Raw genomic sequence first — 16,316 nt, forward strand, 5'->3', positions numbered from 1 at the left:
TTTGACTTTTTATTGGATTTATTTTACCATAAACTTAAAGACAAATGTAAACGCATACAAAACCATTTATTTGTTTTATTGTCTAATTATCGAGTAGGCAAAAGAAACATTTTATTTTTTCACAATACTAAGATTCTAGAATCTATTTATGATGGGGTGATTGAATGGTTAAGGTAAGTGAAGCGTTAAAACAAAAATTGTTGTTCCCGGACGAAGAAATAAGCCGGGTTCCCAGAAGTGTATACACAGACCAAGAACTTTACGAAATTGAGATGAAAGAAATATTTCAGGGCTACGTTTGGAATCTCGTTGGTCATGAGTCGGAAATTCCGAATCCAGGCGATTACAAAACGTCAATGGTAGGTAATATTCCGATCATCGTAGTGCGAAACAACAAAGACGATGAGATTAACGTGCTTGTCAATACATGCGCGCATCGTTCCGCCGAAGTGGAAAGAACAAATTGTGGTACTGCTAAACACTTTCAATGCTTGTATCATAAATGGACTTATGATTTAACCGGTAAAATGATCGGTGCACCGTATAAAGAAGATATTCCCCAAGGGATTAACGAGGAAGAGCTTAGCCTCAAAAAATTAAATGTTCAGCTTTATCGCGGTTTGATTTTCGCCTCATTCAAAGACGATATGATCCCGCTGGAAGAATATTTGGAATTGATAACAGAAGGTTTGGATGCATCGACCGGTAACGACAAGCTTATTCCAATCGGAAGTCATAAAGTCATGTTCAACTGCAATTGGAAGATTTATTCCGAGAATATATACGACGGTTATCACACGGGCATGCTGCATGCGGCATTCCGGATCCTGCGAATGTTTGCGGCGGGTGGAGTCGGCTTGACGAACAAACACGGAAGCGGTCAATTTAGTTATAAAACACTTCCGATCCAGGACAAAACCGTTCTGAACGATATGAGTGTTTTTGAGAAGCATGCGGATAAAAGCTACATCATCAACATATTTCCGGCCGGTGTTATATCCCAGCAGTTGGATACGATAGCCTTCCGTTATGTGATTCCCCGGGGCATCGATAAAACGGAAGTTCATTTCAATTATTTCATTCGAGAATCGGACTCAGAAGAACAAAGAAAGTTACGAATCGAACAGGCCAGTAATGTTTTCGGCCCCGAGGGCATTATCACCTTAGAAGATGCCGTGGCATTGGAATCCGTTCAAAAGTCGGTCGTACATGACGGATTAAGCGTCATCCTGAAACCAAGCACCGAAGAAATCCCCATCCACGCTGAAGTTACCGTTCGAGGATTTTGGAAGAAGTGGCGTGACATGATAAAAGTCTGATCAATCCAAACCCTACTACTAAGGAGGATGAAAATGATCCACGTTCAGGATATCGATGCAACGAAAAGGGAATTGATACACCAGCTTCTTTTTCAATATTGCCATGTAGTCGATGACGGTGAACTTAGCAAGTGGCCGGATTTCTTTTCCGATAACGGTTCTTATTATGTGTATTCCAAGGAAAACTATGACAGAGGGTTGCCGGTAGCCATTATCATGGATAACCATAAGGGAAAAATTATAGACCGTGTGACACTCATAAAGCAAATATGGACATATAACATCAGCTATCAAAGGCATATGATCGCAAATATTAGGATTGAAAAATCAAACGGAGAGAAATATCACTGTCATACAAATTTCTCCATCTATAAAACGTCCAGGGAGGGGAAGTCGGAACTGTTTGCCGTCGGACGTTACAACGATTTGATCGTGTTTGAGAATAATGTTCCCAAAATCGAAAAACGGGAGGTCATTTTGGATACATCTACTTTGCCGAGCTATTTTGTCCGGCCGCTCTAGGATCGTTATAACGACTTCTTAAAGATATTTGTTATGGAAAGGAAATTTGTTATGGAAAAGATATTTGTTATGGAAAGGAAATAAACATGGCGAAACAGATGGTAACGGCTGCAGTACTCACCGCACCTCGTACGATCAAGCTTGAACAGTTCGAAAAACCGCGTGTGAATCCTGAGAATGCTTTGGTGCGTGTCGAGGCATGCGGGTTATGCGGCACGGATGCAGAGCAATACATTGGCGCGATTAAGTCATTGAATATTCAATATCCCATCATCCCCGGACATGAGGTGGTCGGGATCATTGAAAAGATTGGTAAAAAAGCGGCGGAAAGATGGGGCGTGAAGATCGGAGACAGAGTCGTTGTGGACTCGCTAATTCCTTGTCGCCACTGCGATAATTGTACGGTTGGCCAGTTCAATCTTTGCAGCGGTTGGAACAAAACGATGATGGGGTATTCGTATGTAAGCTGCGAAGTGTCTCCTCATTTATGGGGCGGATACGCAACCCACATGTATCTGCACCCCAATTCGCTGGTCCGTAAAATAGATAAAACCGTTGCAGCGGAAAAAGCGGTTTTGTTTAACGCTCTCGGAGGAGCGATCCATTGGACTTATGAGCTGCCTAAACTGAAGTATGGCGATCGCGTGCTCGTAATCGCTGCCGGTTTAAGGGGGTTGATGTGCTGCATGGTTGCCAAAGCCATGGGGGCTTCTCAAGTGATCTTAGCGGGCATTCAGCTCGATGAACAGCGTCTCAGAAAAGGGCTGGAACTTGGCGCCGATCACTCGATTATCGTTGACAAGGAAGATTTGGTTCAGCGTATCAGGGAGCTTACGGACGGTAAGGGGGTAGATATCGTCATCGATTTGTCGCCTCATGCCACTGAATCGGTTATTCAAGCCCTTGAAGTCATTGCGAAAAACGGAACAATCGTGCTGCTTGGATTGAAAAACAACGCCGAGATCAAAGGTTTCGTCAGTGACAAGCTCATCATGAAAGCATGCACCATAATCGGCGGACATGGCGTCAGTTATACGGCGTTTAAGCGTGCGATCTCCATGATCGAAGCAGGAAGCCTGCCGCTCGATAAGCTGCAGACGAAAGTTTTTCCGTTGGACGAAGCACACCTGGCGATGGCGACATTGGCTAAAGAAATTAAAGATGATGAGGTTAACAGCATTGTTATTATGCCGGCTCTGCGAGGCTAAATCAAATACTTGCAGGGCTCACTTTTCGGGAATTCTAAGATTCTAGCATTCGACATTGATATAAAATCAATAGGGGGTCATAAAAATGAGCTTGTTCAAAAATAAATTGCCGATCTTGTTAAGTGTTTGCATCTTGATGTTGACCCTAATTGCCGCTTGTGGAAACAATCCGGGCCATGATACACCTGCGAATACAGAAAAAAAGGAAGCGGAACAAGCAGCTGATCAAGGTTCCATTAAAATCGGAGTATTCCATGATATCAGCGGGCCAGGCGCCCTGCCTGCCAGCATGATGCTCAAGGGATCGAAAGTTGCTGTCCAGATGATCAACGATGAAGGCGGCGTGAACGGCCGATCGGTTGAACTTGTCGTTGAAGACGACGCAGGCAGACCTGAGAATGCTGCACGTATTGTAGAAAAGCTAGCCTCCAATGAGGAAATTGTTTTTCTTTCGGGCGGGAATAACTCCAGTATAGCGGCTGCTGCGGATCCGGTCGCCCGGAAAATGAATATCCCGTTCATGGTCATATCAGGAGCTGGGTATGAACCCAAGGGAAAAGACTCAGATTTGCTGGTCGCTTCCACCATCAATTTTATAACCGGCGGCGAGTCTTTCATCAAGTTCGCGCTGGAGCAGGGTTGGAAGAGAGGGGCTACGCTCAACCCCACCGATGTTACCGGACAATTGATTGAAAGCTTTATGGACGGATGGATAAAGCAGTATAAAGACCAAGGGCTTGAAATCGTTGCGCGCGAAAGATATGATTCCAAAGCGCTGGACGTCACTCCGCAGCTATCCAAAATCAAAGAGCAGAAACCGGACTTTATCATGAGTTACGGAATCGGAGAAACAGCTGCCATCGTCATTCGCCAATCACAGCAAGTTGGATTAAAAGTTCCGATAGGCATTTCCGGAGCCAATGCTTTCCCGGCATTTCTCAATTTGATTAAGGACGTGCCGGACGGTCAAGTCTTTACTTATAGTGACAAAATCATGATATGGAAAGACCTCCCTGACAGTGATCCTCATAAGAAGTTTTTAGAGAAATATTATCTTACATTTAAGAAGCTCTATCCGGATGACGAACCTAGTTTGACTCATTCTGCGGGAGCCGACAGCATTCTGATCGGACTTGCGGCAGTGAAGCAGGTGGGAGCGGATCGCGAGAAAATCCGTAAATATCTTTCCCAGGGCAATCAAAATATTCAGGCTGTACAGTCGACTTATAATTTTACGGCCGATGACCGGTGGGGGTATTCAGACGATACGATCGTGACCATAACGAACAAACAAGGCAAATGGAAGCTCCCTTAATCCTTATATTCAGATTTGAGGTGAAAGTCGGTGAGTTCGTCTCTTTTTATCCAATACCTGTTTTCGGCGTTGACTTCGGGTGGTATTTACGCAATGGTCGGTATCGGATTTGTCATCGTGTATCGAATATCCAAAATACTTAACATTGCACAGGGACACCTGTATGTATTAAGCGCTTTCTTAGCGATGACCATGATCGATTCTTGGGAAGTTTCACGTTGGTTTTCCATTCCCCTTGTCGTAGCAGCCGTTTGTACAATCATGGTCATTTTACATCGTTTAACGATGCATCCGATCCGGAATAAAGACATGTTATCCAAATTGTTAATGACTGTGGGATGGGTGTTTATCATCGAGGGAAGTTTGGAATGGATTTACGGACCTACCCCACGTTCCCTATCGGCGTTTCCAGGACCTAAAGTTTTGAACTTCCAAGACGCAGCGATCTCGTTTCAGAGCATTTGGGTGTTGGGCGCCGCCATTGTAAGCTCCATCCTGTTATACGTATTTTTAACGCGAACGACGATCGGGAGGGCCATGGAGGCTTGTTCTGAGAACGAAACGGGGTCAAAATTAGTAGGGATTCATGTTGAAAAGATGCTGATCCTTGCGTTTATTGTATGTGCTATGTTCGGAGCAGTGGCTGGTATCGTAGGCGGCCCTTTATCTTATGTCACTTATGCGGCAGGTATGGGCTTAACGATTAAAGGATTAACCGCAGCGATTGTCGGTGGAATCAATCACATCTATGGCGCGCTGGTCGGCGGTGTGGTTTTAGGACTATTGGAAGCGTTCTCTGCAGGTCTCATTTCGACGCTTTTCTATGAGTTAGTTAGTATCTTGGCTTTGTTGATTATATTAGTGGCTAGGCCTCAGGGCATTTTAGGGGGGAGATAATGCGCGAAAAAACGGTATTTTATACTTTGCTCCTGTTGCTCGCCGTGATCCTCCCTTTCATCTATCATGATTTGGACCTTGTTCTAAGAGCTGTACTGATGGCTTGCGCTGTCTTGGGATTGCAGTTGTTAATGAGCTACGGAGGACAAATATCGCTTGGTAACGCTGCCTTCATGGGTCTTGGAGCCTATATATCCGGTGTTTTATCGGTGAAATTCGGTTTGCCTTCTCTTCTCACCATATTTGTTGCAGTCGCCGTTACCGCACTGATTGCACTGATCGTCGGTTATCCGTTGCTGAGATTGAAGGGGTATTACTTGGCCTTGGGCACATTGGCTTTCGGATTGTCAGTTACTTCGCTTATAAGCACCCTGTACACTTGGACCGGTGGGCCGGCAGGATTGATCGGCATTCCCGATATCGGTTGGGGAGATTTTGAAATCACGAATCGCGCGATATACTACTATATCGCGGTTGCCATGTTCGCCATCTTTTTCTGGTATTCCAGCAATCTGATGAAGTCTCGTGTTGGGCGCGCACTGTTGACGTTGAAGAGCAGTGAAAATACGGCTGAAGCGATGGGGATAAGAACGGCGAAAGTGAAGCTTCAATTTTTCGTGCTCTCCGCCGTATTCGCGGCATTCTCAGGAGCGGTGATGGGTCATTATCTTGGTATTATCGTGCCTTCGCAGTTTAACGTCATCATCTCGATCGAATTGCTAATCGCGATGCTGTTGGGCGGCGAAGCGATTCTGATCGGATCGCTCGTTGGCTCGCTTCTGTGGTTCTTCATCTCGGATTTCACCCATTCCGTGGCCATCCCTCGAATGTTTATGCTTGGACTGATCATGATTGTTCTCATTCTCTTTGTTGAACACGGCGTATCACAGGCATTTATTAAGGTCTATAACCGGATCAAAACGGGGATAACAGGGAAAAGTCCGGAGAAGCGAATCGTCCAAGGGGGTGAAACGAATGACATATCTTGAGGTGAAAGATGCTATGAAGCGTTTTGGGGGACTGCAAGCTGTCAATAACGTTTCATTCTCCATAAAAAAAGGCACCATATTTTCAATGATAGGCCCTAATGGTTCTGGAAAGACAACTCTGTTGAATCTGATTACGGGTTTTCTCCCGTTGACGGGCGGAAAGATTCGTTTTGAAGGGCGTGAAATATCGGGTAAAGCCCCTTTTCAGATTGCACATCTCGGAATCATCAGAACCTTTCAGAACGGATCGATCGTGAAGGACGCAACCGTACTGGATAATGTGATGATTGGTGCTTATCGCTACACAAAATCCGGATTTTGGACAGGTGGATTTTCGACTCCCAACTCGAGAAAAGAAGAGAAATGGATTAGGGAAAAGGCGAAGGAAGTATTGAAAATCGTAGGTTTGGAACAAATTGCCAATCAGCCGGCATCCACATTGCCCTTTGGTTATCAACGATTAATCGAAGTAGCCCGCGTGCTGCTCTCCGAACCGAAAGTCATGCTTCTCGACGAACCCGCCGCCGGATTGAACGATGCGGAATCTTTGCGGCTCGGGGAAGCGATCAAGACAATTAATCGGGAGCTCGGAATTACGACAATACTCGTGGAGCACCACATGGGCGTTGTGATGGAAGTCTCCGATCAAATCATCGTTTTGAATAACGGGGAAAGGATAGCGGAAGGGATAGCCCGGGAAATTTGCCAAAACCCTCAAGTCATTGAAGTTTATTTGGGGAGGGAATCCGTAGGTGCTTAAACTCAACGATTTGTCTGCTTCCTATGGAAGAGTTCAGGTTCTCTTTAATATATCGCTCGAAGTGAAGGATAAATCTGTTGTAACGCTGATCGGCACGAACGGAGCAGGGAAAAGCACGACATTGAAAGCGATATCCAGACTGCTCACGTCCGTGAAAGGAAGCATTACTTTTAATGGCGAGGAATTGATAGGCACGCCGAGCGATTGGCCCGTGAAATTGGGAATTGTACATGTGCCGGAGGGAAGGCAGCTTTTCAGTAAAATGAAAGTCAAAGAAAACTTGGAATTGGGAGCGTACCTGTACGCCGGACGCCGCACCGAAATTCGGGAGAGAATGGAGTATGTATACCATATATTTCCCAAGCTAGCTGATCGCAAAGATCAGCTAGCCGGCACCTTAAGCGGCGGAGAGCAGCAAATGCTTGCCATCGGTAGAGGTTTGATGAGCAAACCGAAAATTCTGTTACTGGATGAACCTTCCTGGGGGCTTGCTCCTATCGTCACTCAGCAGATCTTCGATGCGCTTAAGCAACTCCCGAATCAGGGAACGTCTATCCTGCTTGTGGAGCAGAACGCGTGGTTGGCACTAGAGATCGCCGATTACGGTTATTTGATTCAAAACGGTAGCGTTGTCGATTCAGGACGATCCTCCGAACTGAAAAAGCAGGACCATGTTCGGGAAATTTATATGGGCAAATAAGGTTTTAAAACCAAGAATACTCAAAAAAGTGATTGAAGTTACAAGGGATGTATGCTACCATCAACTAAGATACTAGTATAACATTCATGAGGTGAACTATGGGAGAGAAAATTGGCATGTGGTCACAGATGGTGGGAACTCCGCTGAGGCAATACTATATCAACGCAAACGGTATACGGACGCGCATTCTGGAAGCCGGGGAAGGGGAACCGCTGATCTTCATTCATGGAACGGGTGGACACCTTGAAGCTTACGCCAGAAACATCAGCGGATTATCCGAGAACTTCCGGGTCATTGCCTATGATATGGTTGGCCACGGATTCAGCGACAAACCGGATAGACCGTACACGATCGATTATTTAAGCGATCATCTGATTAGCGTCGCGAAGGGACTGGGACTTGAAACCTTCAGCCTGTCCGGCGAATCGCTAGGCGGTTGGGTCGCGGCCTGGACTGCCGCTCATCATCCGGAATTCGTTAATAAATTGATTTTGAATACTCCGGGTAATATTACGAACAAGTTGGAGGTCATGAAGCAAGTCAAAGATTCAACGGTCAAAGCGGTCATGGAAGCAACGTATGAGAATGTCCGGACCCGCCTGGAATGGTTGTTCCACGATAAAGGTTTCGTGACCGATGAACTCATAGCCATCCGCTACAAAATCTATACCCAGCCAGAGTTTAAGAAAGCCGTACATCATATCGTGTGCCTTCAGGACTGGGATATCCGCAAAGATTTCGCTTGGGGTCCAGAGTGGTGCGGACAAATAAAATCTCCGACATTGCTGCTGTGGACCGATAACGATCCGACGGGAACGCTGGAAGAAGCGCAACTCCTGAAATCATGGATTCCCGGCAGTATGCTCTATGTGATTGGAGATGCCGGGCACTGGCCGCAATGGGAGAAGGCAGGGGAATTTAACGATATTCATCGCACATTTATCAGAGAAGGGAGTTATTAATCATGGGGGCAAGAAGAGGAATAGATTACATCGAGCGTTTAAAAAACAACCCGCCTGAAACCTGGATAGGCAAGGAAAAGGTTACGGATCCCACAACGCATCCTCTCATCGCTCCTGCGGTGCAATCGATCGCACGATTGTATGATTCGCAGTGGGAACCTGAGAAGAAGCCCTATATGTTATCGAATTCTCCCGATACCGGTGAATGGATCGGCAATTCCTTTCTGGTTCCTAAATCAAAGGAAGATCTGGCTTTGCGCCGGCTCATGCACCGCGATTGGGCGGAAGAAACGTACGGTATGATGGGGCGGTCTACAGATTTTATGAGCGCGATGTTAACAGCCTGGTATGTGAATTCGGATTTTTTCGGGCCATATGAGGAAAACGTGCGGAATTATTTTGAACACGTGCGCGAAAATGATCTGTATCTGACACACGTGCTGATCGATCCGCAGGTTGATCGCTCCAAACCGCCCTCCGAGCAGCCGGACGAATTTACGTATCTGGGTGTGGTCAAGGAAACGGATGAGGGAATCATTGTCCGCGGGGCAAAAATGCTTGCGACAGCCGGTCCGTATGCGGACGAGATGCTTGTATGGCCATTTCACTTGCGCAAACCGACGGAGAAGGATTACAAATATGCCATTTCGTTTGCTTTGCCATTAAATACGCCGGGCGTCCGATTAATTTCACGCGAGCCTTTTACACGTAAATCCGTCTATGACCATCCGCTCTCTTCACAATTTGACGAGCTGGACGGCGTCGTCATCTTCGACGATGTGCTCGTCCCCTGGGAGAGGGTGTTTATCTATCAAGATGTTGAACGGGTTAACACGATCTGGAAATTAAACTCCAATGCGATGACAGGGCACCAAACAGCAATTAGATTGCAAGCCAAGCTGCAGTTTCTCGCAGGGCTTGTGATGAAATCGACAGAAATGGTCAATACCAATCAGTTTCCCCATGTGCAAGACATGATGGGAGAGATAACGACTTATATCGAATTGATACGGGCTGCCGTAATAGCTTCCGAAGTTACCGCTCAACCGAACTCGGCCGGGATTTATATGCCGAATGTTACACCTTTGTACGCGATCCGTAATTCCGGAAATCGCTGGTATCCGAGAGTTAGGGAAATTATACAGTTTGCCATTGCCGGCGGCTTGATGTACCAACCTGCGGATGCCGGTGTGTTTGATAGCCCGATCGCAGGCGATATCCGCAAGTACTACCGAGGTGCCGACGTTACGGCCGAGGAGAAAATCAAGCTGTTCAAAATTGCGGCAGATATCGCTGTTTCGGATTTCGGCTCCCGTCACGAATTATACGAACGGTTCTACTCAGGCGATCCGATGTTCCTGCGGATTCAAACGCAATATACCGCTTACGACAAGTCAGAATCACTGGCCTTGGTTGATAGGCTGCTTGCATCGTATGAATTAGAAAAACCGGTCCAAGAAGGAGTCGGAAAATGACAGGGTCCTTATAAGCAGGGGGGAATCTAATGAAAAACGATAACTTTTCAATCAAGGAAGTAAAGTTCAATGAATTTCTTGCTAACTTGAAGAAATTGAAGCAGCGTGATAAGCAAGAGATCTCAGCCGATGGTTTGGTCGTTCATCCTGAAGATGCCATCTGGCTTGACAGTAAAGCAACGGGCAATCCGACCGAGATCGGAATTTTGGTCGACATTCCGGCCAAATCAATGGAATTCTATTTGCAGCGGATACCGGCAAACAGCAGTTCAGATTTGCAGCGTCACGTACATGAATCGATCCATTACGTGCTCGAGGGTGAAGGTTATTCGGAAATTGGAAATCAGGTTGTGAAGTGGTCGAAGGGAGATTTTGTCTATACCCCTCCATGGATCTGGCATAGACATTACAATCCGAACGATTCCGATGTAAGGATGCTGCTGATCGAGAATTCCAGACTGTTGGACAGTCTAGACGCCAACCGCCGGGAAAGTCTAGGGCTCGTAAGTTTTGCGGAACAATTTAAACCTGAGCATGAATAATTGGAGGAATTGACCATGGGGATTTTTAAATTTGCAAACGCTTCAATTCGAGTCAATGATTTGGGGCAATCGTTGGAATTTTATCGCGACATCATTGGTCTGCACGAAATTGCCAAGGACAATAACACGATTTATCTCGGCTGCGGCGCCGACAAAACATACGACATCGCAATCCAGCAAGGAGGAACAGGTTTAAGTCGTTTTGCCTTGCAGGTGAAAAGCGATGATGATTTCTCTTATTTTGAAAAGAAATTATCCGCAATCGGCGTTTCCAGCGAACGGGTTTCGGATCCGGAACCGGGTAAAAAAGCGGCGCTGAGATTCACGTCCCCCTCGAATCATCAAATTGAGCTTGTCATTGTTGAAGACAGGCCGAAGTACATTCATCCGACTGTCAATCATTTAGGAAGCAGAGGCCTGGGTCTGCTGGACGCCGACCACATCACCGTAAATACCCAGGACGTAAAAGGTTTTGTGGAATTTCTGAAAGCCGGCCTCGATTTCAGCATCTCTGACGTGTTTGAACCGGCGCCGGGCGTATGGGCTGCAGCCTGGTCGCATGCATCCGATTACCACCATGATGTGGCGGTAATTGGGACGCCGGATCATACGACGATGCACCATTATGCGTTTCAGGTAAATGGTATGGAAGATATGAAACGGGCCGCCGATTTGCTGGCGCAGGCCGGATACTCCATCGAGGTTGGTCCGGGCAGACACCGGGTGGGGGGAAACCTGTTCACGTATTTCCTGGATCCAAGTGGGAATCGGATCGAGTTGTCCGCAGAAATGCCAAGAGCGGATCATGAGATCAGTCATAAGGTATGGGACAATTTCCCATTTGCCTACAGTGCATGGGGCCAATTCCCTACCGAATCGTTCGGAAAAGGATCTTGATCGTTATGAGGGATTATTCTCTTCCAATGATCGCTGAAAGTTTATTCAACGCGTTGGCGAATAAGCAAGCGATCCCGCCCTTATCGGAAACATTTCCTTCCCTAACCGTCGAGGATGCTTACCGGATCCAAAAACATTTAGCCGATCTGCATCAGGTTAGAGGCCGCCGTATTATCGGACAAAAAATCGGGCTGACGAGCGAAGGCATCCAACAACAGTTAGGCGTTTACGAACCGGATTTCGGGGTAATTTTTACGGGATCTTCCTTTGAGAACGGATCCATCATTGCTGCGAGCGAGATGATCGCTCCACGCATCGAAGCCGAAATTGCCTTTGTACTTGATAAAGATTTAATGGGACCGTGTATTACGTCCGGTGACGTTCTGGCGTCGACGAAAGCGGTATTACCTTCCTTTGAACTGATTGACAGCCGCATTCAAGATTGGAAAATCAAAATCGTGGACACGGTTGCTGACAATGGTTCGCACTGGGGGATGGTTCTCGGCAGCGCGATGGCGAGGCCGGATCGAATGGATTTGCGAAATATCGGACTCGTACTTGAAAAGGATGGTAAAGTCATCGATACGGCGGCCGGAGCCGCCGTACTAGGGCATCCTGCACGTTCGGTTGCTTGGTTAGCCAACAAATTATCCGAGTGGGGAGAAAGCTTGAAGGCGGGACAGATCATTCTCTCCGGTTCTTTCACTAAAGCGTTCGATCTTCTGCCTGGTCATTATAAGGCGACATTCGGCGAAGGACTATCTTCTGTGGAGGTGTATGTTAAATAATGGAAAAACAAGTTAAAGTTGCTATTTTAGGTTCCGGAAACATCGGCACTGATTTAATGTATAAGATCCTCAAAAAGCCGGAGCAGATGACATTAGGCCTGATGGCAGGCATTGATCTACAATCCGAGGGACTTGCCAGGGCGAAAGCGGAAGGTGTTCCGGTTTCAGCGAACGGAATTGACGCCGTATTGGAAGATCCGGATATTCAAATCGTGTTTGATGCGACAAGCGCAAAAGCGCACAGCAGCCACGCCAAACGGTTGAGAGAATCTGGCAAGATCGCAGTCGATTTGACTCCAGCGGCGGTTGGCCCCTATGTGGTTCCGTCCGTCAACTTAACGGAGCATATCGATAAAGACAATGTCAATATGATCACTTGCGGCGGTCAGGCCACGATCCCGCTCGTTTATGCGGTGAGCAAAGTGGCAAAGGTCGAATATGCAGAGATGGTTTCGACAGTGTCCAGCAGTTCGGCCGGACCCGGAACGAGGCAAAATATCGATGAGTTTACGTTTACGACGTCCCGGGGGATCGAAGTCATCGGCGGTGCGGAAAAAGGTAAAGCCATTATTATTCTTAATCCTGCCAAACCGTCGATTATTATGCGTAATACGCTATATCTCGCTTACAAAGACGGAGACAGCGATCAGATTCAGCACTCGATCGACCTAATCGTCCGTGAAGTCCAGCAATATGTACCTGGTTATGCACTAAGAGGAAAACCCATATTCGACAAACGGGATACTCCTCAGGGGAAAAAGGATATTGTTATTTTACTGCTGGAAGTAGAAGGTGCCGGAGACTTTCTCCCTCCGTCTGCAGGCAATCTTGACATTATGACTGCCTCCGCGAAACGGGTGGGCGACATGCTGGCGAAAAATATCATTCACATGTTAGCGCGGGAATAACCGGATGCAGATTCGATTCTCGTGACCGAAAGGATGGGTAAGGAATGGGAGAACAAAAGATCAGAATTATGGATACGACGCTTAGGGACGGTTCCCATGCCGTCCGGCATCAATTTACGAAAGAAAATGTGCGGCAGATCGTCCAGGCATTGGATGAGGCGGGAGTTCCCGTCATCGAGGTGACACATGGTGATGGTTTGGGCGGTTCGACGATACAGTACGGTGTGTCGCTCGTTGATGAAATGGAGTTGATTGAGGAAGCGGTAAAAACGAGTAAGCGCGCGAAAATCGCCGCATTACTCCTTCCCGGTGTCGGCACCAAGAAAGAATTAATGCAGGCTAAAGATATCGGAATTGAAATGGTGCGCATTGCAACGCAATGTTCTGAGGCTGATGTGTCACAGCAGCATTTCGGACTAGCCAAAGAACTTGGTCTTGAAACCGTAGGGTTTCTCATGATGGCGCATATGCTTCCACCTGAGGAATTGGCAGAACAGGCTAGATTGATGGAGTCTTATGGAGCCGATACGGTGTACATTGTGGACTCGGCAGGAACCATGATGCCTGATGATGTTTCGGACAGAGTAGACGCATTAAGGAAAGTTTTACAAATTCCGATCGGCTTTCACGGTCACAACAATATGGGTTTGGCCATCGGCAATAGTATTGCAGCAATTAAAGCGGGCGCGTTGAACATAGATACCAGTACACGCGGTTTGGGCGCGGGCTCGGGGAATACTCAAACGGAAGTTCTTGTAGGTGTATTATCCCGCCTGGGCTATGAAACAGGAATCGATTTGTTTAAGATTATGGACGCTGCAGAATATATCGTGAATCCGGTCATGCATGACCAGATGATTATCAACCGGGACGCGCTGACGATCGGATGTATGGGTGTATATTCAACGTTTCTTATCCATGCGAAAAACGCAGGTGAGAAGTTTGGTGTGGATCCCAGAAATATTTTGATGGAACTGGGCCGCCGCAAAGCGGTGGCGGGCCAGGAGGACTGGATCCTGGATGTAGCCGCCGAATTATCTGAGATGAAAGGGTGATCAGGATGATCGAACCGATTGAATATCGCAATGTGATGGGACGTTTTGCTTCCGGAATCACGATCGTATCGACATCGGAGGGGGATCAAATCCATGGAATGACTGCTAACGGGTTCGTATCGGTTTCCTTACATCCCCCACTGGTTTTAGTGTCGATTGATCATAGAGCGAAAATGCATCAACTGTTGCCGAAGACACGAAAGTATGGGATCAGCATCCTGAAGAATGACCAGGAAGCGGTGTCTCGCCATTTTGCCGGTCATCCAATGGAGGAGGCTCCCTCATTTTTTTGGAGAGAGGGTTTACCCTTTATTGAAAATGCACTCGCTTATGTGGCATGCGAGGTTGTCGAGCAGCATGAAGCCGGAGATCATACGTTGTATATCGGACAAGTGGAATGGCTTTCCTATGAACAAGGGGGAGAACCACTGATCTTCTTTGCAGGAAAGTATCAGAAACTGGAACTAAAGGGGAATTCCGGGTGATATTACGACTGGGGCATATAATCATGAAATGGAGTTCGCCAGCTAGAAAATAAAGCCATACAATGCTAAAATAGATAATTGACACGATATTATGTATACTATGACATATAAGTTGTAATTGGAGGAAGTAAGAGCGAATATGAGGGAAATCACATTGTCGAAAACGATTCGAACTTATGAATATATAAAAGACGGACTGATTTCGGGAAAGTGGACGTTCGGGGATGAGATCTCGGTCATAGAGATCGCAGAAGAGCTTGAAGTTTCCAGGCGTCCAGTCATCGATGCCTTGAAGCGATTAGAGGCTGAATATTTTGTGGAGATCGTGCCCCAAACCGGATGCAGGGTAAAAAAGTACACGCAGGAACATATGGTCGATCATTTTTTAACCGTTATGGCATTGGAAGGCATGGCAGCCTTTCTGGCCGCACAACGAAGGGAAGACCATGAGGTTCAAGAATTATATATGATTAATGAACAATTGGCTAAATTGGTACAAGAGCATGATTCCAAAGATCGTTACTTTAACAAAAACAGAGAATGGCATTATGGGATTCTAAAGATGTCCCGATCGGAAAAATTACTTAACATCACGCAAAGCCAATGGGATCTGAATGATTTTTTCCTGTGTAATATTCCTTCTTTTTCCCAAAATCAAACAAGTACAGTCACGGAGCACGATATGATTATCGAAAAAATTGCAACAAAAGATGCAGTAGGCGCCCGTACGTTGATGGAAGCCCATGTATCGACATTCGCCTCATTGATCCAAAAAACACAACTACCTCAAACAACAAAACTTTAACAATCACAATGTTGCACAATATAAAGGATCAAACAAGCTGACATATGGCTGAATACCCGTGCCAGCTTGTTTATTAGGGCTCGCCTCAGTGGAATAGATGAGACCGAGATCAGGCAAACCGCGGCCGCTGTATAGGCGGCTCCTGATAACTACAGGAACTTGAAACAACGACATCAACATTTTACGGTTGACATTTTTGAATGAATGATTTATGCTCAAACTAAGATATTAGAATCACAATAAAAGAACGAAACCGCAAACATCACTTTACTTACCATAAACTAAGATACTAGAATATCATTTCTTCTGTTGTTGTTCAATCTTCAAATATTTTGCGTAATGATGCCTGCCGATCAGGTTCTAATGAAGGGGGGCTAGAAGAGTATTTGGACTATTTGAAGAGTTTCTTTGGTTTTGTTGATCTTGGATTTTTTAGGACGTTACTGTATCGGGGCCGCCCAACCTGGGCTGCTAAGGTTTGTGAAAGCGCTTTAATATATTGGATCTCAAGTTAACTCATGAAACCCCCTTAGACCAGCGAGCTGAACCAGATGCTCACGGCATGCTTGATCCGAATCGAGCTTCACTTGAAATTTCTTCAAAGTCATCCTTTCTTGTTGCCTCATGACAATCACTCCCGAACATTCGTTCTTACCTGAATACGGATTCGAATAATAAAATATGTAATT

Annotated in this window: 17 protein-coding genes and 1 pseudogene; 17 read left to right on the forward strand and 1 reads right to left on the reverse strand. The window is 46.3% G+C overall.

The window, feature by feature from the left end:
- Window positions 1-200: 200 nt before the first annotated feature.
- The 17 genes from JMF85_RS16790 to JMF85_RS16870 all read left to right on the forward strand — a co-directional run bounded on the left by JMF85_RS16790 (window position 201) and on the right by JMF85_RS16870 (window position 15,627).
- A complete protein-coding gene (locus JMF85_RS16790) occupies window positions 201-1,319 on the forward strand; it encodes an aromatic ring-hydroxylating oxygenase subunit alpha (RefSeq protein WP_201318561.1) in 1,119 nt (372 codons plus the stop codon).
- Window positions 1,320-1,352: 33 nt separating this feature from the next.
- Window positions 1,353-1,841, forward strand: a complete 489-nt coding sequence (locus tag JMF85_RS16795; RefSeq protein WP_164751938.1) for an aromatic-ring-hydroxylating dioxygenase subunit beta — start codon at window positions 1,353-1,355, stop codon at window positions 1,839-1,841.
- 86 nt (window positions 1,842-1,927) lie between these two features.
- A complete protein-coding gene (locus JMF85_RS16800; protein ID WP_127609779.1) occupies window positions 1,928-3,049 on the forward strand; it encodes a zinc-dependent alcohol dehydrogenase in 1,122 nt (373 codons plus the stop codon).
- An 85-nt stretch (window positions 3,050-3,134) separates the two neighbouring features.
- Window positions 3,135-4,364 carry an ABC transporter substrate-binding protein gene (locus JMF85_RS16805; protein WP_201318562.1) on the forward strand — a complete coding sequence of 410 codons (1,230 nt, stop codon included), beginning with the start codon at window positions 3,135-3,137 and terminating at the stop codon, window positions 4,362-4,364.
- A gap of 30 nt (window positions 4,365-4,394) precedes the next feature.
- Complete coding sequence (locus JMF85_RS16810; RefSeq protein ID WP_127609775.1) at window positions 4,395-5,261, forward strand: branched-chain amino acid ABC transporter permease; 867 nt, start codon at window positions 4,395-4,397, stop codon at window positions 5,259-5,261.
- Window positions 5,261-6,250, forward strand: coding sequence for a branched-chain amino acid ABC transporter permease (locus tag JMF85_RS16815; RefSeq protein WP_155614096.1), 990 nt, complete (start codon window positions 5,261-5,263; stop codon window positions 6,248-6,250). The genes JMF85_RS16810 and JMF85_RS16815 overlap by 1 nt, the downstream gene beginning before the upstream one ends.
- A 13-nt stretch (window positions 6,251-6,263) precedes the next feature.
- Window positions 6,264-7,010, forward strand: a complete 747-nt coding sequence (locus JMF85_RS16820) for an ABC transporter ATP-binding protein (protein ID WP_236595881.1) — start codon at window positions 6,264-6,266, stop codon at window positions 7,008-7,010.
- A complete protein-coding gene (locus JMF85_RS16825; RefSeq protein WP_054796248.1) occupies window positions 7,003-7,710 on the forward strand; it encodes an ABC transporter ATP-binding protein in 708 nt (235 codons plus the stop codon). The genes JMF85_RS16820 and JMF85_RS16825 overlap by 8 nt, the downstream gene beginning before the upstream one ends.
- Before the next feature lie 98 nt (window positions 7,711-7,808).
- Entirely contained in the window at window positions 7,809-8,672 is an 864-nt protein-coding gene (locus JMF85_RS16830) for an alpha/beta fold hydrolase (RefSeq protein ID WP_054796247.1), read from the forward strand.
- A gap of 2 nt (window positions 8,673-8,674) precedes the next feature.
- Window positions 8,675-10,147 carry a 4-hydroxyphenylacetate 3-hydroxylase family protein gene (locus JMF85_RS16835; RefSeq protein WP_155614093.1) on the forward strand — a complete coding sequence of 491 codons (1,473 nt, stop codon included), beginning with the start codon at window positions 8,675-8,677 and terminating at the stop codon, window positions 10,145-10,147.
- Window positions 10,148-10,176: 29 nt separating this feature from the next.
- On the forward strand, window positions 10,177-10,689 hold the full coding sequence (locus JMF85_RS16840) for a cupin domain-containing protein (RefSeq protein WP_155614092.1): 513 nt from the start codon (window positions 10,177-10,179) through the stop codon (window positions 10,687-10,689).
- Between the two features lie 15 nt (window positions 10,690-10,704).
- Complete coding sequence (locus JMF85_RS16845; RefSeq protein WP_201318563.1) at window positions 10,705-11,586, forward strand: VOC family protein; 882 nt, start codon at window positions 10,705-10,707, stop codon at window positions 11,584-11,586.
- A 26-nt stretch (window positions 11,587-11,612) separates the two neighbouring features.
- Window positions 11,613-12,374, forward strand: coding sequence for a 2-keto-4-pentenoate hydratase (locus tag JMF85_RS16850; RefSeq protein ID WP_201318564.1), 762 nt, complete (start codon window positions 11,613-11,615; stop codon window positions 12,372-12,374).
- Window positions 12,374-13,282, forward strand: coding sequence for an acetaldehyde dehydrogenase (acetylating) (locus JMF85_RS16855; RefSeq protein ID WP_127609761.1), 909 nt, complete (start codon window positions 12,374-12,376; stop codon window positions 13,280-13,282). The genes JMF85_RS16850 and JMF85_RS16855 overlap by 1 nt, the downstream gene beginning before the upstream one ends.
- Window positions 13,283-13,326: 44 nt before the next feature.
- Window positions 13,327-14,337: a 4-hydroxy-2-oxovalerate aldolase gene (dmpG, locus tag JMF85_RS16860; protein WP_054796241.1), complete on the forward strand. Its 1,011-nt coding sequence runs from the start codon at window positions 13,327-13,329 to the stop codon at window positions 14,335-14,337.
- Between the two features lie 5 nt (window positions 14,338-14,342).
- Entirely contained in the window at window positions 14,343-14,822 is a 480-nt protein-coding gene (locus JMF85_RS16865) for a flavin reductase family protein (protein ID WP_141335887.1), read from the forward strand.
- A 154-nt stretch (window positions 14,823-14,976) separates the two neighbouring features.
- Complete coding sequence (locus JMF85_RS16870; RefSeq protein ID WP_201318565.1) at window positions 14,977-15,627, forward strand: GntR family transcriptional regulator; 651 nt, start codon at window positions 14,977-14,979, stop codon at window positions 15,625-15,627.
- A gap of 506 nt (window positions 15,628-16,133) precedes the next feature.
- Here JMF85_RS16870 and JMF85_RS28125 read toward each other — a convergent pair.
- A pseudogene (locus tag JMF85_RS28125) lies at window positions 16,134-16,316 on the reverse strand (hypothetical protein); the annotation flags it as partial.

It is taken from the genome of Paenibacillus sp. EPM92 (genome assembly GCF_016586185.1).
Taxonomy (GTDB): domain Bacteria; phylum Bacillota; class Bacilli; order Paenibacillales; family NBRC-103111; genus Paenibacillus_G; species Paenibacillus_G validus.